The organism is Plantactinospora solaniradicis, assembly GCF_042658085.1.
Lineage (GTDB): Bacteria > Actinomycetota > Actinomycetes > Mycobacteriales > Micromonosporaceae > Plantactinospora > Plantactinospora solaniradicis.
The window spans coordinates 413,821-429,756 of sequence record NZ_JBHSPR010000010.1 but is presented as its reverse complement, the minus strand read 5'-3'; the positions used below and the strand labels follow the sequence as shown (position 1 = coordinate 429,756).

15 protein-coding genes are annotated in these 15,936 nt (G+C 71.2%); 8 read left to right on the top strand and 7 right to left on the bottom strand.

Annotated features, from left to right (window positions below; genetic code table 11):
• Positions 1-40: 40 nt before the first annotated feature.
• Positions 41-982, bottom strand: coding sequence for a tyrosine recombinase XerC (locus ACFP2T_RS14420; protein ID WP_377421632.1), 942 nt, complete (start codon positions 980-982; stop codon positions 41-43).
• A 296-nt stretch (positions 983-1,278) separates the two neighbouring features.
• Here ACFP2T_RS14420 and ACFP2T_RS14415 point away from each other — a divergent pair, with 296 nt between their 5' ends.
• On the top strand, positions 1,279-2,019 hold the full coding sequence (locus tag ACFP2T_RS14415; RefSeq protein ID WP_377421630.1) for a carbohydrate-binding domain-containing protein: 741 nt from the start codon (positions 1,279-1,281) through the stop codon (positions 2,017-2,019).
• A 51-nt stretch (positions 2,020-2,070) separates the two neighbouring features.
• Here the strand turns inward: ACFP2T_RS14415 and ACFP2T_RS14410 are convergent, their stop codons facing one another.
• From ACFP2T_RS14410 to ACFP2T_RS14400, 3 genes are all read right to left on the bottom strand, one after another.
• Positions 2,071-3,312, bottom strand: coding sequence for a DNA-processing protein DprA (locus tag ACFP2T_RS14410; protein WP_377421628.1), 1,242 nt, complete (start codon positions 3,310-3,312; stop codon positions 2,071-2,073).
• Entirely contained in the window at positions 3,309-4,829 is a 1,521-nt protein-coding gene (locus ACFP2T_RS14405) for a YifB family Mg chelatase-like AAA ATPase (protein WP_377421627.1), read from the bottom strand. Before ACFP2T_RS14405 ends, ACFP2T_RS14410 begins: the two co-directional genes overlap by 4 nt.
• A 202-nt stretch (positions 4,830-5,031) precedes the next feature.
• Complete coding sequence (locus tag ACFP2T_RS14400; RefSeq protein ID WP_377421625.1) at positions 5,032-5,499, bottom strand: Lrp/AsnC family transcriptional regulator; 468 nt, start codon at positions 5,497-5,499, stop codon at positions 5,032-5,034.
• 105 nt (positions 5,500-5,604) lie between these two features.
• Between ACFP2T_RS14400 and ACFP2T_RS14395 the strand changes: the two genes are divergently transcribed.
• Positions 5,605-6,513, top strand: coding sequence for an SMP-30/gluconolactonase/LRE family protein (locus ACFP2T_RS14395; protein WP_377421624.1), 909 nt, complete (start codon positions 5,605-5,607; stop codon positions 6,511-6,513).
• Here ACFP2T_RS14395 and ACFP2T_RS14390 read toward each other — a convergent pair.
• From ACFP2T_RS14390 to ACFP2T_RS14380, 3 genes are all read right to left on the bottom strand, one after another.
• A complete protein-coding gene (locus ACFP2T_RS14390) occupies positions 6,501-7,601 on the bottom strand; it encodes a threonine aldolase family protein (RefSeq protein ID WP_377421622.1) in 1,101 nt (366 codons plus the stop codon). The two genes, ACFP2T_RS14395 and ACFP2T_RS14390, sit on opposite strands and share 13 nt — an antisense overlap.
• 135 nt (positions 7,602-7,736) lie before the next feature.
• The gene (locus tag ACFP2T_RS14385; RefSeq protein WP_377421620.1) at positions 7,737-8,096 is read right to left on the bottom strand and encodes a YraN family protein; all 360 of its coding nucleotides are present in this window, start codon (positions 8,094-8,096) and stop codon (positions 7,737-7,739) included.
• 105 nt (positions 8,097-8,201) lie between these two features.
• On the bottom strand, positions 8,202-9,329 hold the full coding sequence (locus ACFP2T_RS14380; protein WP_377421618.1) for a DUF2332 domain-containing protein: 1,128 nt from the start codon (positions 9,327-9,329) through the stop codon (positions 8,202-8,204).
• A 150-nt stretch (positions 9,330-9,479) separates the two neighbouring features.
• On the opposite strand from ACFP2T_RS14380, the gene ACFP2T_RS14375 reads away from it, so the two are divergent.
• The 6 genes from ACFP2T_RS14375 (at position 9,480) to ACFP2T_RS14350 (ending at position 15,886) form a co-directional block, all read left to right on the top strand.
• Complete coding sequence (locus ACFP2T_RS14375; protein WP_377421616.1) at positions 9,480-10,706, top strand: hypothetical protein; 1,227 nt, start codon at positions 9,480-9,482, stop codon at positions 10,704-10,706.
• Positions 10,707-11,015: 309 nt separating this feature from the next.
• On the top strand, positions 11,016-11,867 hold the full coding sequence (rpsB, locus tag ACFP2T_RS14370) for a 30S ribosomal protein S2 (RefSeq protein ID WP_377421614.1): 852 nt from the start codon (positions 11,016-11,018) through the stop codon (positions 11,865-11,867).
• Positions 11,868-11,999: 132 nt separating this feature from the next.
• Positions 12,000-12,830, top strand: coding sequence for a translation elongation factor Ts (gene tsf / locus ACFP2T_RS14365; RefSeq protein ID WP_377421613.1), 831 nt, complete (start codon positions 12,000-12,002; stop codon positions 12,828-12,830).
• A gap of 179 nt (positions 12,831-13,009) precedes the next feature.
• On the top strand, positions 13,010-13,777 hold the full coding sequence (pyrH, locus tag ACFP2T_RS14360; RefSeq protein ID WP_377421611.1) for a UMP kinase: 768 nt from the start codon (positions 13,010-13,012) through the stop codon (positions 13,775-13,777).
• 73 nt (positions 13,778-13,850) lie between these two features.
• Positions 13,851-14,408: a ribosome recycling factor gene (gene frr, locus ACFP2T_RS14355; protein ID WP_377422822.1), complete on the top strand. Its 558-nt coding sequence runs from the start codon at positions 13,851-13,853 to the stop codon at positions 14,406-14,408.
• Positions 14,408-15,886 (top strand): phosphatidate cytidylyltransferase, encoded by a 1,479-nt coding sequence (locus ACFP2T_RS14350; protein WP_377421609.1) that lies wholly within the window; start codon positions 14,408-14,410, stop codon positions 15,884-15,886. Before frr ends, ACFP2T_RS14350 begins: the two co-directional genes overlap by 1 nt.
• Positions 15,887-15,936: the final 50 nt, after the last annotated feature.

Genomic DNA, 15,936 nt, shown 5'->3' with positions numbered 1-15,936 from the left:
GTGGGCTCTGGCCGCTCAGCGGTGGCTGGGCCCGTGTCCGTCACGCCCGGGGGTGGGCCTGGCGGTACGCCGCGCGCAGCCGTTCCACCGAGACGTGGGTGTAGATCTGCGTGCTCGACAACGTCGCGTGCCCGAGCAGTTCCTGGACGGTCCGCAGATCCGCGCCGCCCTCCAGCAGGTGGGTCGCGGCGGAGTGCCGGAGTCCGTGCGGGCTGGTCCGGGGCAGGTTGGCGGCGCGGGCGTAGTCGCCGACGATTCGCCGGACGACGGTGGGTTGGAGCCGCCCACCGCGTACGCCGAGCAGCAGGGCAGCGCCACTGGTCGGTCCGGCGAACGTCGGACGGCCGAGCCGGAGCCAGTCGTCGAGTGCCCGCTGTGCCGGCAGCCCGTACGGCACGGAACGTTCCTTGCCGCCCTTGCCCAGCACCCGGACCACCCGACGGGCGGCGTCGACATCACCGAGGTCCAGGCCGCACAGTTCGCTGACCCGGATGCCGGTGGCGTAGAGGAGTTCGAGCATCACCCGGTCCCGGGACGCGAGCGGGGACGGATCGTCTCCGGGTGCGAGGACCAGTTCCGTCGCCTGGTCGGCACGGAGTACGGTCGGTAGTTCCCGGTGCGCGCGGGGACTCGCCAGTGGTGCGCCGACGTCCGTCTCCAGTAGCCCTGTCCGGTGCGCCCAGGCGCTGAAGGTACGTGCCGAGGCGGCTCGCCGGGCCAGCGAGGCACGGGCCGCTCCGAGCGTACGCAGCTTCGCCAACCAGCTCCGCAGCACGGTGATGTCCAGGTCGCGCGGTTCCGTACACCCCATCCGTCCGGCGTGGTCGAGCAGCGAGACCACGTCGGCGACGTAGGCGCGGACGGTGTGCGCCGACCGGTTGTCGACCCGGGCGAGATGCCGGGCGAACTCGTCGACGGCCTCCCGCAGGGGCGGCGGCAGGGCTTCGTGAAGGGTACGGGTGCTGCGGTCGGCGCGACTCATCACCCGTGACGGTGGACTCGGTGTGGCGCCCTCGTCAAGAGGGCTCGCCGGAGTGTCGCGTACGCCGTCCGGTGGAACCGGCCGGTTCGAACAGCGGACCCGGGCGACGCGGCCCCGATCCCGCCGGAGGAGGCGGCCTCCGACTGCCGAGGCGTCTGCTGTATCGGTTCATCCGCTAGCCGCTCTGTTCAGTAGCGATAGACCGTACGGTGTGGAGCCATTGACTTAACCGATTAAGTACTTCATCATTCCGACAAGACATCGATTCACGTAACTGTTACAAGGAGGAGGTTCGGATGAAACGTCTCGTCATGCTCGTGACGACGGTCGCGATGGTCGCCGCTGGTGGCCTACTCGCGGCCTCGCCAGCGAGCGCCGAGCCTGCGCCGAACGGGTATCCGTACTGCGTGAACGGCAGTTCCACGGACCCGGACGGCGACGGTTGGGGTTGGGAGAACAACCAGTCCTGTGTGGTGCGTGGGGGTCCCGCCGACACCGGCGGTGGTGGTGGGGGCGGTGGTGGCGGCAGCCTCGCCTGCCCGTCCGGCGCGACCTGCGGTTCCTACACCGTGAGCGGGTTGGGGTCCCGCAAGCAGGCGGTTACCAGGGCCGGCGGAAACGTACTGGACCTTGCCATCGCCATGCTGGAGACGGACAACATGCAGACCAACTACCCGTACGGCGACAACAAGTCGGGTGACGCCGCGAACTTCGGGATCTTCAAGCAGAACTGGTTCATGCTCCGGAACGCCTGCTCCCGCTTCCGGGGACAGAGCACCGGCAACTGGAACAACGGCGCGGTCCTGAACAGCGACCTGAGTACGGACGTCCAGTGTCGGCACGCCAGCGAGAGCTACTACGGCACCGACCGTTGGTTCGCCGGACACCGCAACGGCGAGACCGGCATCAACAACCCGAACACGTCCGACATCGCCAGGTACCGGACGGCGATCTACTGGATTCGGGACCAGCTCAATTCCAACTCGGCGAACCGCACCAACGACATCCGGTACTGGGTCAACGTCCCGCCGATCTGATCGGGCTGCGAGCACGCGCCCGGCTCGTGGCGATCCGATCGCAACCGGTACTCAGCGGGCCGGTTGACGAGGCGGGCCGCTGGAGGGCCGGGCGCCGGCCGGTGCCAGCGCGTACCCGTCGTCGCGGCGGACGATCAGCCCCAGCCGCTCCAGCATCGAGAGTTTCCGCAGCGCGGTGCGCAGGTCGATGCCGGCCCGCGCGGCCAGGGCATCCGGTCCGCAAGCGCCTCGCCGGGGTACCGACTCCAGGATCAGCGCGGACTCGTCGTCCAGCATGTCCCGTGGCCGTTCCGGGCCGCGAACCGGCGGGGCCAGGTCGGCACCGATCCGCCCGACCTCCTCCAGGATGTGCGGCACCCCGGTGACCAGCCGGGCCTCGGGATGCTCGCGGAGCAACTCGTGCGCCCCGACCGACATCGCGGACGTGACCGGTCCGGGCAGCACCATCGACGGTCGCCGCATGGCCAGCGCCCGGCGCAGCGTCTGGGTGGCGCCGCTGCGGGCCGCCGCCTCGACCAGCACCGTTCCGAGCGTCGCCGCCGCGATGACCCGGTTCCGGATCAGGAATCGGGGGCGCAGCGGCGCCGCCCCTGGAAGCCACTCACTGACCAGCAGGCCGACGTCGGCGATCCGGTCGAACAGGGCGGTGTTCCCCATCGGATAGGGCCGGTCGACCCCACAGGCGAGCACCGCCACGGTCAGGCCACCGGCGTTCAACGCCCCACGGTGCGCGGCGGCGTCGATGCCGAACGCCCCGCCGGAGACGACGGTCCAGTTCCGTTCGGCCAGGCCGAAGGCGATCTCGGTGGCGACGTGCAGCCCGTACGGGGTGGCGGCCCGGGAACCGACCACTGCCACCGAGCGTTGCAACACCTCGTCCAGTGGCCAGGCGCCACGCACCCAGAGGCAGAGCGGTGGCGCGGTTTCCTGGTCGACCCTGCGGTCGGCGCTGGCCAGCGTCAGCCTCTTCAGGTCCTGTACCCGCGCCGGCCACTCCTCGTCCTCGGGGGTCACCAGCCGCGCACCCATCCGTCCGGTCTGCTCGGCGGCGGTGTTCGCGGCCTCCCACGGATCTCCGGCGCCGAGCCGGGACTCGACCGTCGACCGTAGCTTCTGGTCCGCCACCTCCCCGGCGAGCAGGCGGCGCAGCGCGTCGACCGGGCCGAACCGCTCGACCAGCCGGAACACCGATCGGCTCCCGGGCTCGACGAGCCAGGCCAGGGCGATGCGGGCCAGCCGGATCTCGTCCATTCCGGACGGTGCGCCGGACGTCGGTGGAAGCGGATCTGTCATGCCATGCTTCCGGTCCGTAGTTGGGTCGCCTCGTCCACGTCACCGGAGTCCGGGCGGTCCCGGCCGTCCAGGTCGGCTATCGTCCAGGCCACCCGGATGACCCGGTCGAAACCACGGGCGGACAGGGTGCCGCTGTCCAGCAGCCGTCGCAGTGTCCGCGTGTCGTCGGCCGGCAGCCGCCATCGGGGACGACGCAGCTGCGGCCCCGGCACCTCGGCGTTGATCCGCCATCCGCCCGCCGCCCAGCGGGCGGTGGCCGCCGCCCTGGCCTTGCCGACCCGTTCGGCGACCACCGTGGAGGATTCGACGGTCTGCCCGGCACCCATCAACTCGGCCGCGGTCAAGGGATTCAGCGTCACCTGCACGTCGATCCGGTCCAGCAGTGGACCGGAAAGCCGGCCCAGGTAGCGGCGCCGGGCCAGCGGTGTGCACTCGCACGAGATGTCGCCGGAGGGCTTCGCACATGGGCACGGGTTCGCCGCGATCACCAGCTGCACCTGGGCGGGATATTCCGTGCCGCCCCTGGCCCGGGTCAGGACGATCCGGCCGCTTTCCAGCGGCTGGCGCAACGCCTCGAGTGCGCCCCTGGTGTATTCCGGGGCCTCGTCGAGGAAGAGGACGCCACGGTGTGCCAGTGAAACGGATCCGGGGCGGGCCAGCCCGGTTCCGCCACCCACCAGGGACGCGACTGTCGCGGTGTGGTGCGGTGCCTGGAACGGCGGTCGGCGCAGCAGCCGGCCGTCCGGAGGTAGCAGGCCGGCGATGGAGTGCAGTGCGGTCACCTCCAGCGCGGCCGCGTCATCCAACTCGGGCAGGATCGAGGGCAGCCGCTCGGCCAGCATCGTCTTGCCGGCCCCGGGCGGGCCGAGCAGAGCCAGGTGGTGACCCCCGGCCGCGGCCACCTCCAGGGCACGCCGGGCGAACCCCTGCCCGGCCACGTCGGCGAGGTCGGGTCCGGGGTGGGCGGCGGGCGGCTGCCCGGACGGTGGATCCAGCAGCGGGGCGCCGTCCCGGATGAACGCGACCAGCCGGTGCAGGGTGTCGACCGCGCGGACCCGTACGCCGGGCACGACCGCTGCCTCTGCGGCATTGTCCAGCGGTACGACCACCCGGCTTATCCCCGCCCGGACGGCCGCCGCGACCATCGGCAGTACGCCCCGGACCGGGCGTACGGCTCCGTCGAGTCCCAACTCGCCCAGCACCGCCACCCGGTCCAGCGGGGCCAGCGGCAGCTCACCCGAACCGGCCAGGAGGGCGGCCGCGATGGCGAGGTCGAACGCCGAGCCGAATTTCGGCAGCGTCGCGGGGAGCAGGTTGACGGTGATCCGGCGATTCGGCCAGCGCTGCCCGGAGTTGACGATCGCGGCGCGTACCCGGTCCCGGGCCTCGTTGAGCGCGGTGTCGGGCAGCCCGGACAGCAGGACGGTGGGTAGCCCCGGCGCCAGGTCGGCCTCGACCTCGACGATGTGTCCGGTCACCCCGACCAGCCCCACGCAGAGCACCTTGGCGTAACTCATCGGGCGTACCCGAAGGTGGGATCTGTCGGCACCGGCATGGGGACGACGGTGCCCTGGCCGGGCGCGGTGAGGAAGCCGGGCGATCGGGACCTGTGGACAACCTGGTGTGCTGTGGATATCCGGACGATCAAGCGTTGACTGTGCTAGGCGTACCGTCCGCGCGGCGGCCTGCGGGCGGCCCGGCCTGCCGGGACGGCTCCGGTCAGGTCGGCTCGGCCGACGCGGCGCGGACGTCCAGCGGGCGCTCGAATGCGGTCTCCAGGACGACGATGGTCTGGGTTCCGGTGACCCCGTCGATACCGAAGATCCGTCGAAGCGTCCCCTGCAACTCCTCCGTGCTGGCTGTCCTGATCTTCAGGAGCACGGACGCGGGGCCCGCGATGATGTGCGCCTCCTGGATCTCCGGCAGGGCCAGCAGCGCGTCGCGGGTCGGCGGATCGCCCATCCAGGCGTTGGATTCGATCAGGACGAAGGAGAGCACGCCCCGGCCGACCTCCGTCGGCGTGATGTCGACCGTGGTCCGACGGATCACCTCCCGCTCACGGAGCTTGCGGACCCGTTCGTGCGCCGCCCCGGCAGACAGGCCGACGGCCGCGCCCAACGCGGCGTACGACTGCGTGGCGTCGCGCTGCAACTGGGCCAGAAGCGCACGGTCCGTTTCGTCAAGCACGATCTGCTCCGAGTGTGATCTGGGACATTGGCGCCTTGACCATACAACATCTGGTGTTCAGGCTGGATGCTTGATCCTCATTCGACGCAGCCATTGGAGGCCTCAATGTCGGACGTCATCCCCGCACGGTTCCACCTCGTCGACGAGCGGTTCGCCGGCTGCGACGGTGACTTCGTCGTCGAGCGCCTGCACACCGGCGCGCGGAAGGCGGAGGGACCGGTGTACTTCGCCGCCGGTCGTTATCTGGTGTGGAGTGACATTCCCAACGAGCGGTTGCTGCGGTGGGACGAGACGACCGGCGCGGTGGGGGTGTTCCGGCACTCGTCCGGGTACGCCAACGGCAACACCGTCGACCGCCAGGGCCGTCTGGTCACCTGCGAGCAGGGCAACCGGCGGGTCACCCGGACCGAGCACGACGGCTCGATCACCGTGCTCGCGGACCGGTACGACGGCAAGCTGCTGAACAGCCCGAACGACGTCGTCGTGCGGGCGGACGGTTCGGTGTGGTTCACCGATCCGAGCTACGGCATCAGCGACGACTACGAGGGCAACCGGGCCGAGAGCGAGATCGGCGCCTGTCACGTCTACCGGATCGACCCGCGGACCGGCCGGGTACGCATCGTCGCCGACGATTTCAACCGGCCCAACGGGTTGGCCTTCTCCCCGGACGAGCGGCGGCTCTACATCGTCGACACCCGGCAGGAGCCGAGCCACATCCGGGTCTTCGACGTCACCGCCGACGGCGGCCTGACCGGCGGGGACGTCTTCGCCGAGTGCGACTTCGGTCGCTTCGACGGCATCCGACTGGACGAGGCCGGACGGGTCTGGGCCGCAGCCTGGGACGGCCTGCACTGCTTCGATCCCGACGGCACCCTGCTCGGCAAGCTGCTGCTACCCGAGGCGGTCGCCAACCTCGCGTTCGGCGGGCCGAGGCGCAATCACCTGTTCATCGCCGCCTCGACCTCGCTGTACGCGCTTCGCGTCACCTTCAACGGCGCCCGCTACCCGGGCTGACCGCCGCCCGCGCCGGCCCGATCGAGCAACTCGTGCAGCAGCGTGACCACCTCGTCCGGGGTGAACGCCATGGCCTGCTCGCCCACGGTGATCTCGAAGCTCGACCGCCTCGGGTCGGATCCGGTTCGTACCCGGGCGAACAGTTGGGTGCCGTGCTCGGCGATCATCTCGGTTCCGGCCCGCTCCACCGCCGCTCTGGGCGCGGGCAGGTGCACGTGGAAGATCGGTGTCTGGGGCGGGTCGGGCCAGGCGAAGGCCGCCCCGTCCGCGTTGATCGCGGCGGCGATCGCGACCGCGTGGTCCCGGAAGGCCGGCATCCGAGGCAGCAGCCTGTCGAGCCCGGCGAGTGCGGCGAGCGCCAGCGGCCAGGCGTCGTGGATGTTTCCGCCCAGTCGGGTCCGCCAGACCGCCGCCTCGGCGATGGTCGCGGCGTCGCCGGCCAGGACCGCGCCCCGGACCCCGAGCAGGGCCTTGTACAGCGACACGTAGACGGTGTCGAACAGGCCGGCGATCTCCCTGAAGGGGCGACGGTAGTAGGTCTGCGCCTCCCAGATCCGCGCGCCGTCCAGGTGCGCCGCCGCGCCCCGGGCCCGGACGCCGGCCACCTGTGCGCACAGGTCCGTCCACTCGGGAAGCTGCCCGCCGATGTCGCGCTGCGGCAACTCCCAGACGACCGCGGCCAGCGGCTCACCGATCGCCGCCAGGTCCGCGTCGGTCATCAACTGGTAGCGGTCCCCGACCGGGTGGAACCGCAGCCCGTGGACCGCGTTGTAGCCCTGGCCCTCCCAGACGTCCAGGTGGCTCTGCGGATGGCCGGCGAAGCCGAGCCGGCTCCGGCGCTGGGCGTGGATCCGGAGCGCGACCTGCTGGGCCATCGTCCCGGTCGGGAAGAACAGCGCCGACTCGGTGCCGAGCAGCTCACCGATCCGTCGCTCCAGCCGGGCGACGGGTCCGTTTGGACCGGCCGGCGGTGTCTCCTCGTCGACCTGGTCGAGCAGTTGCCGCAGCACCGCCCGGGGCATCCGGTGGATCGGTGCGTGGAGGAACAGGGAACGTCGGATCGGCGCGGGTGGCGCCGTGTCGGGCATCGGGGCTGGATCGGCATCGGGCGAGGGCACGATCAGGAGTCTCGTCTTGTTGCCATGCCTTGGCAACAAGGATTTCCGGCTGGCGTCCGGGATGTTTGGCGTCAGGAGTACGAGGTGCGGCATCAGGGGCCCGGTTCAGAACGCCGCGGCGAGGTGTTCGACGCGGGCGGCACCGGCCCGCGCCGGGTAGACCTCGACGACGTCGAAGCGGACCTCCCCGGCGTGTACGCCCGTCGTCCGCAGCCACTCGGCGGCCAGCCGACGCAGCCGTCGGGCCTTCCTGCCGACCACCGCGTCGGCGGGCGTGCCGAAGGCGTCGCTCCGTCGGGTCTTCACCTCGCAGAAGACGAGGACGTCGCCGTCCCAGGCGATGACGTCGATCTCGCCGTGGGTACACCGCCAGTTTCGGGCCACCACCCGCATCCCGGCCCCGACCAGGTGCCGTACGGCACACCGCTCGCCGTACGCGCCGACGGCCTCGCTCGCCGCTGTCATGGGAATGACCGTGCCCTCGATCCCGGCCCGGCAGAAGCCCCCGATCACACAGCTGTGGATATCCGGCCGTCCTGTGGACAGCCGGACGATCATGCATCCGAACTGCTATGGGTGGGCCAGCCACTCCAGCCACTGGCCGTGCGGACCGGTCCGGCCCAGGACCTCGACGCCGATCCGGCCGTTCCGCCAGGTGACCAGGGTGAGCAGGCCGACCGAGAGCACTCCGGCCGGGCCGGCGGCAGCCGGGCGGTGATCCTGGAAGAGTTCGGCACCCGCCTCGGACGCCTCGTTGAGCAGCACCGCCAGGTCCCGTCGTGCCCCCACCTGCGCGAGTACCGCCACCAGCCGGCGCCGGTCCGGCTGGCCGAGGTACGTCACCGCGTTCGAGGCGAACACACAGGGCAGGGCGTCGTCGGCCACGGTGGACAGCACCCGGGGCAGGGTCTCGACCATGTCGCCGGCCACCAGCCGCAGGTGGTCCCGCCCCGCCTCCGCCAGCGCGGCGTCCAGTCGATCGAGGCGGTCCGTCTGCTCCGGCCACACACAGGCCCGCAGCCAGTCGGTCGCCCGGCTGTCGGTGGCATCGATCGGCGCCAGGTCGATTCCGGTCCGGGCGGCCACCGTCGGATCGACTGCCGCCGGCTCCGGCCAGCCCGTGCCGCGTACCTCGCAGGTCATGGTCAGGGCCGGCGGCACGCCGGCCGGGCCGTACGTCGCGGTCCGCCCGTCGGGGCCCAGATACCGGCAGGCGTACCGGTCGGCGCGGAGCAGCAGGCCGGCGCTGGCTCCCAGTTCGACCAGGTGCAGCGGGCGCTCCGGCCACAGCTGTGCCACCCGCCCGAATCCGGGACGGAGCAGCGCGGCCCGGTTGGCCTCGTTGGTCTGCGTGCTGCGGGTCGCGCAGAGCTGGGCGAGTTCGTCCCGACGGGTCTCCACCAGGTCGGCGAACGCCGCCGCCAGGTCGGGGCCGATCTCGCCGTACCCGCCCAGCCCCGGCAGGTACTCTGCGAGCGGATGGCCGTGCGCGGTGGTGCGGAGCAGGTACTGCACCGCGGCGAAGAAGAGGATCGGCCGCCGTTGTCCCGGACCCGCGGCCAGCAACGGGGCCGCCAACTCCGGGCGGCCGGCGACCACCTCGGACAGGAACTCGTAGCGGGGGGAGTGGCCGTGGAACTCATGCCGGGCGAAATGCTGGAACAACCGGGCCAGCCGAGTCTGCTCGACGGTGTTCATGGCGGGAAGTATGGATCTGTCACCGGGGTCGGCGCTGCGATGCTGATCACCTCCCGACGCACTCACCGAAACCGGAATATCCGCTGGCAAGCCGGCATCTGGGTCAGCTAACTGGCGAGCAGCCACGCAGGTCACATACGGTCCCTGGCCGTGGACCAACAACGCAACCTCCCGGAAGAGCAGGTGCCCGGCTGGCGGGCTGGCAATCACGCTTATCCCGACCAGCAGTGGCGTGACGTTGGTGAGGACCGCTATTCCGGTGCCGACCATCTGGCCCCGACGCAGCGCGGTGGTCCGGTCCCGGACGCCCGGTACGGGCAGCCCTCCGACACCGGGACCGAGCGGTACGGGGACCAGGCCGGCGCCTCGCTGGAGGTGCCGTTGCCGAGCTTCGGCCTGGGCGGGTCCGGAGTCGATCCCGGCTATCCGCCCGCCGAATGGTCCCGGGACGCCGCCGAACGGGGCCGGGGTTCGGGTGCCGGCCCGGACGGCGGGTCGCCGGGCCACGCCGGGAACCCGGCTGCTCTCCACGGTGGCGGTCCCGACCCGGCCGGCGGTACGTTCGCCGGCGCCGATCGGCACGAGGGTCCGTACCGGATCCCGGCCGGCTCCGGCGTCGACCCGGTCGACAGCCCGTACCGGATCGCGGGCGGTGGCGGCGTCGACGGCGGCTCGGGCCTGCCGTACGGCAGCCACGGAACAGGTCGGCACGGCGCGCCGCCCGCCGACCCCGGCCAGCCGCCATCGTCGGCGACGGGGGCGGATCCCGGCCGCTCGCCGTTGTCCGGCTACCCGATCGTGCAACCCGGGCGGGGTGCCGAGCAGTCCGGACCACTGGACCAGCCCACCAACCTGGTGCCCCAGGTCGAGTCGCATTCCGGCGGCGGAGGCACGGCGGCCGGTGCCGACGCGGCCGGTTTCCGCACCGAGGCCATCGACCGGGCGGCGCTGCGTCGTCCTGCCGCGCCGGCTCCGCCGGGTCACGATGCGCCGGGCCTTGACTCGTCGGGTCACGGTGCGCCGGGCCTTGGTGCCCCGGGACAGTTGGGGAGTGTCGGCCTGGCCGGTGCCGACGGGGTCTACCGGACCCGTCGCCCGGGGTTGGCAGCGATCTTGGCGATACTCGCCCTCGTCTTCGAGGTGCCGGCCGTCCGGGTGCTGCTCGACGGTGCGGTCGGAGGTCCGGTTTCGCCCTCCGCGGTACTCGCCGGGGTCTTTCTCGTACTCGGGTTGCCGATGTTCGCCGCCGGGCTCTACGGGCTGATCACCAGTGCGGCGACCCTCGGCGATCCGGTCCGGGCGTGGCTCCGGCCACCCACCGGGTACCTCACGATCGGGCTCGTGCTCTTCGTCGCGGCGGCGCTCGCGACGGGCTGACCGCCGAGCCGGTGCAGGGGCGGTCGCGGAGCCGGCCAGTAGCCACCGGTAGCGTGGAAGTGACCGCGCTGACCAGCGCCGGAGCCCCGGAGGGGGTTTGTGTGCTGGTGGACGGGGCGGGGGCGTACACTTGGACATTGGCGACCGCCTCGTGCGGTCGACCTCGCGCGCCCTCTCCACGGTCTGTCCGTGGAGCGACGGCCCCCTGGTCCCGATCTTGGTCGGGTCCGTCATGGCCGGCGATCCGGCGCCAGGACGCCAGGCCGCCGGCCGGGCGTGAGCAACCAGGGACAAAAGGAGCACCCCACCATGGCCGTAGTGACCATGCGCCAACTGCTGGAGAGCGGTGTCCACTTCGGGCACCAGACCCGGCGTTGGAACCCGAAGATGAAGCGCTTCATCTTCACCGAGCGCAACGGTATCTACATCATCGACCTCCGCCAGACCCTCGACTACATCGAGAAGGCGTACGAGTTCGTCCGTGGGACCGTCGCCGAGGGCGGCAGCATCCTCTTCGTGGGTACCAAGAAGCAGGCCCAGGAGGCCATCGCCGAGCAGGCGACCCGGGTCGGCCAGCCGTACGTCAACCACCGCTGGCTCGGTGGCATGCTGACCAACTTCCAGACCGTCTACAAGCGGCTCCAGCGGATGAAGGAGCTGGAGGCGCTCGGCGACCTGTCCGGCACCGCGCAGGGTTACACCAAGAAGGAGACCCTGCAGCTGTCCCGCGAGAAGATCAAGCTGACCCGCACCCTCGGCGGGCTGCGGGACATGCAGAAGGTTCCGGCCGCGATCTGGGTGGTCGACACCAAGAAGGAGCACATCGCCGTCGACGAGGCCCGCAAGCTGGGCATCCCGGTGATCGCCGTGCTCGACACCAACTGCGACCCGGACGAGGTCGACTTCCCGATCCCGGGTAACGACGACGCGATCCGCTCCGCCGAGCTGCTGACCAAGGTCATCGCGGCGGCCGTCGGTGACGGTCTGATCGCCCGCTCGGGCAAGCGTCGCGGCACCGACGAGAAGCCCGAGCCGGGTGTGGTCGGCGCCGACGAGCCGCTCGCCGAGTGGGAGCGCGAGCTGATCGAGGACACCGAGAAGAAGGCCGACGGCGACTCGGAGCAGAAGGCCGCCGAGCCGGCGACCGTCGCCGCTGAGTGATGTCGCCGTCGGGTTCCGCCGGCCGGTCGTCTGGCCGGCGGAACCCGACCTGGTACGAGGCACGGTGGCCCCGGATCGGGGTAACCGCAGAAGACCACCGAATCAGCCGCGTTACACACCGAAGAGAGAGTCATGTCCAACTTCACCGCCGCGGACGTCAAGAAGCTCCGGGACCTCACCGGCGCCGGCATGATGGACTGCAAGAAGGCCCTCACCGAGGCCGAGGGCGACTTCGACAAGGCTGTTGAGTTCCTGCGTGTCAAGGGCGTCAAGGACGTCGGCAAGCGCGCCGGCCGCACCGCCGCCAACGGTCTGGTGGCGCACTCCGGCAAGGCGCTGCTCGAACTCAACTGTGAGACCGACTTCGTCGCCAAGAACGCTGACTTCATCGCGTTCGCGCAGCTCCTCGTCGAGCACGGCGCGCAGGCCGGTGTGACCGACGCCGAGGGTCTGCTCGGCACCACGCTTGCCGACGGCCGTACGGTCGCCGACGCCGTCCAGGAGCAGTCCGCCAAGATCGGCGAGAAGCTGGTGCTCAACCGCTTCGCCGCACTCGACGGGCCGGTCGCGGTCTACCTGCACCGGAAGGCGCAGGACCTGCCCCCGCAGGTCGGCGTGATGGTGGAGTACACCGGCAAGTCCGACGAGGCCGGTGACGCCGACGCGCGCGGGGTCGCCATGCAGATCGCCGCCATGCGTCCGAAGTACGTCAACCGGGACGAGGTGCCGGCCGAGACCGTCGCCTCGGAGCGCCGTATCGCCGAGCAGACCGCTCGCGAGGAGGGCAAGCCCGAAGCGGCCATGTCCAAGATCGTCGAGGGTCGGGTCAACGCCTTCTTCAAGGACTACGTCCTGCTCGAGCAGGCTTCGGTCGCCGACAACAAGAAGTCGGTGAAGCAGGTGCTCGCCGAGGCGGGTATCGAGGTAACCCGGTTCGTCCGGTTCGAGGTCGGCCAGGCCTGAGCCGCCCGACGTACGGCCCGGGTCGTCGTGACCGGGGACGTACGGCCGAGACGGGGTGACACGGAGAGGAGGCCGCTGGTGTACGTGACAGGCACCGCGGCCTCCTTGTCACGTAGGGTCAGCAGCGGCAGGTTGGGTGAATGGACGCCGGGCGTGCCGGCGCGGGAGAGGCGGGTCGGATGACGCAGGTTGTGAGTGACCGGACCTCGGCGGCGGACGATCCGACGGCGCCGCCACCTGGGCGGGCCCGCCGGGTGGTGCTCAAGCTGTCCGGCGAGGTCTTCGGCGGCGGCGCGATCGGCGTCGATCCGGACGTGGTGCAGGCCATCGCGCGGCAGATCGCAACCGTGGTGCGCCGGGGCGTACAGGTCTCGGTGGTGGTCGGAGGCGGCAACTTCTTCCGGGGTGCGGAGCTTCAGAAGCGCGGCATGGACCGGGCCAGGGCCGACTACATGGGCATGCTCGGCACGGTGATGAACTGCCTGGCTCTCCAGGACTTCCTGGAGAAGGAGGGCATCGAGACGCGGGTGCAGAGCGCGATCACGATGGCGCAGGTCGCCGAGCCCTACATTCCGCTCCGGGCGATCCGCCACCTGGAGAAGGGCCGAGTGGTCATCTTCGGCGCGGGCGCCGGGATGCCCTACTTCTCCACCGACACCGTCGCCGCCCAGCGCGCGCTGGAGATCCGCGCCGACGTCGTGTTGATGAGCAAGAACGGGGTGGACGGCGTCTACACGGCGGATCCGCGTACCGACCCGGACGCCAGCAAGCTCGACAAGATCACCTTCTCCGAGGTGCTCCGTCGTGGACTGCGCGTCGCCGATGCCGCCGCGTTCAGCCTCTGCGAGGAGAACGGACTGCCGATGCTGGTCTTCGGTGCCGAGGGCGACGACACCATCATCCGGGCTGTCGCCGGCGAGCGCATCGGAACGTTGATCACGGCGTGAGCCGCGCTTGGGCCGGGCTGTCGAGCCGGGCAGAGTATTAACGACGGAGCAGCAGAAGGAGGCGAAGGAGCAGGTGATCGACGACACCCTCCTCGAGGCCGAGGAGAAGATGGAGCGCGCGGTCGAGCACGCCAAGGAGGAGTTTGGCGCCATCCGCACCGGGCGTGCCTCTCCGGCGATGTTCTCCAAGATCATCATCGACTACTACGGTAGTCCGACCCCGTTGACCCAGATGGCCTCCGTCGGCGTCCCCGAGCCCCGGATGGCGATCATCAAGCCGTACGACAACTCGCAGTTGCAGGCCATGGAGAAGGCGATCCGCGACTCCGACCTCGGCGTGAACCCCAACAACGAGGGCACCCAGCTGCGTATCGTGCTGCCGCAGATGACCGAGGAGCGGCGCCGGGACATGATCAAGGTAGCCCGGCACAAGGCCGAGGAAGCCAAGGTGGCGATCCGGAACATCCGCCGCCGGGGCAAGGAAGAGCTCGACCGGATCGTCAAGGACGGCGAAGCGGGTGAGGACGAGGGTCGACGCGCCGAGAAGGAGCTGGACGACCTCACTCACCGGTACGTGACGCACGTCGACGAGTTGGTGAAACACAAGGAAACCGAGTTGCTCGAGGTCTGATGTCCCACGTCGACCCCTATCGCGGCAGCGCGGAGCCGCGTGGCCGGCAGCACCGGCCCGAGCATCCGCGTGGCCAGGAGTGGTCCCGTGGTCCGGAGCGCCAGGACGGCCCCGAGGGTCGCCAGTGGCCAGCCGGCGACGATGACACCTGGGTTCGGGCGCGGCACGGGGGTGCCGCGCCCGACACCTATGCGGGCCCGACCGACAGCTTTCCGGCCCTACCCGACACGTCGGCGGGTCTGACCGGCCGCCGCCCCGCACCGGCCGAGATGCCGGTGGATCCGGACGGTGGCTATCCGCCCGTCGGGTTCCCGCCGGGAGAGGCGCCGGGCCTCCGGCCCGGACCGCTGCCCGGACGCCGGAACGGCCACCGTGACCAGATCGCCCCGGACCCGGCCGCGCCGTGGCGTTCCTCCGAGCCGGGCGGCCCCGGAACCCCGTACCCCACCGCAGGGCGGCCCGGCTACGGCTATCCGGATGACGCCGATTCGCCGTACCCCGACGGGAACGACGACCGGCGCGGCGCCGACGCCGGCGCGGGGGCACCGACCAACCCGGTGGGTTGGCCCCTCGTGGATCCGGATCCTGACCCGGAACCGTCCCCGGCAGCTCGGCGTGGTCCGGGCCGTCGCCGGGCGACCCGCTCCGGGCAGCCGGCCGCCTCCGGCCGGGCCGGTCGGAACCTGCCGGCCGCGATCGGCGTGGGGCTCGGGCTCGGTGCGGCGATCGTCGTTCCGCTCTTCCTGTTCCGCCCCGCCTTCCTGGCCGTGGTGGCGATCGCGGTCAGCATCGGCATCTGGGAGATGACCCAGGCGGTACGGCCCAGCGGGGTCCGCCCTCCACTCGTGCCACTGATCGCGGGTGGCCTGCTGATGGTCGGGCTGGCCTGGTGGGCCGGGCCGGACGCCCTCAGCCTCGGGTTGCTGGTGACGGTGCTGGCGACGCTGGTGTGGCGGCTCGGTGACGGGCCGGCCGGCTACCAGCGGGACATGACGGCGGCCACCCTCATCGCGGTGTACGTGCCGTTCCTCGGCGGGTTCGCGGCGCTGCTCGCCGCGGCGCCGGACGACGGCGACCTGCGGGTGCTGGTCACCCTGGCCGCGGTCGTCCTCTCCGACACCGGCGGGTACGCCGCCGGTGTGGCGTTCGGCAAGCATCCGATGGCACCCTCGGTCAGTCCGAAGAAGTCCTGGGAGGGTTTTGCCGGTTCGGTGGTGGCGGCGGCCGTCGGCAGCGCCGTGCTGCTGGGGATCCTGCTCGACGTCGAACCGTGGTGGGGGGCGCTGTTCGGGGTGGCGGTCTCGGTGGCGGCCGTGCTCGGAGACCTCGGCGAGTCGATGATCAAGAGGGATCTCGGGGTCAAGGACATGAGCAACCTGCTGCCGGGGCACGGTGGACTGATGGACCGACTCGACTCGGTCCTCTTCGCCGTGCCGACCGCGTACCTTCTCCTGGCGATCTTCGCTCCGGTCGGTTGAGAGTCGACGTGAGCCTTCACACCAGGGTTATCCGGCACGGCCCGCCGGTT

Excerpts from the sequence above, each read along its gene's own strand:
- ACFP2T_RS14420 (WP_377421632.1), bottom strand. The coding sequence starts at position 982 with ATGAGTCGCGCCGACCGCAGCACCCGTACCCTTCACGAAGCCCTGCCG.
- ACFP2T_RS14415 (WP_377421630.1), top strand. The coding sequence starts at position 1,279 with ATGAAACGTCTCGTCATGCTCGTGACGACGGTCGCGATGGTCGCCGCT.
- ACFP2T_RS14410 (WP_377421628.1), bottom strand. The coding sequence starts at position 3,312 with ATGACAGATCCGCTTCCACCGACGTCCGGCGCACCGTCCGGAATGGAC.
- ACFP2T_RS14405 (WP_377421627.1), bottom strand. The coding sequence starts at position 4,829 with ATGAGTTACGCCAAGGTGCTCTGCGTGGGGCTGGTCGGGGTGACCGGA.
- ACFP2T_RS14395 (WP_377421624.1), top strand. The coding sequence starts at position 5,605 with ATGTCGGACGTCATCCCCGCACGGTTCCACCTCGTCGACGAGCGGTTC.
- ACFP2T_RS14390 (WP_377421622.1), bottom strand. The coding sequence starts at position 7,601 with ATGCCCGACACGGCGCCACCCGCGCCGATCCGACGTTCCCTGTTCCTC.
- ACFP2T_RS14385 (WP_377421620.1), bottom strand. The coding sequence starts at position 8,096 with ATGACAGCGGCGAGCGAGGCCGTCGGCGCGTACGGCGAGCGGTGTGCC.
- ACFP2T_RS14380 (WP_377421618.1), bottom strand. The coding sequence starts at position 9,329 with ATGAACACCGTCGAGCAGACTCGGCTGGCCCGGTTGTTCCAGCATTTC.
- rpsB (WP_377421614.1), top strand. The coding sequence starts at position 11,016 with ATGGCCGTAGTGACCATGCGCCAACTGCTGGAGAGCGGTGTCCACTTC.
- tsf (WP_377421613.1), top strand. The coding sequence starts at position 12,000 with ATGTCCAACTTCACCGCCGCGGACGTCAAGAAGCTCCGGGACCTCACC.
- pyrH (WP_377421611.1), top strand. The coding sequence starts at position 13,010 with ATGACGCAGGTTGTGAGTGACCGGACCTCGGCGGCGGACGATCCGACG.
- ACFP2T_RS14350 (WP_377421609.1), top strand. The coding sequence starts at position 14,408 with ATGTCCCACGTCGACCCCTATCGCGGCAGCGCGGAGCCGCGTGGCCGG.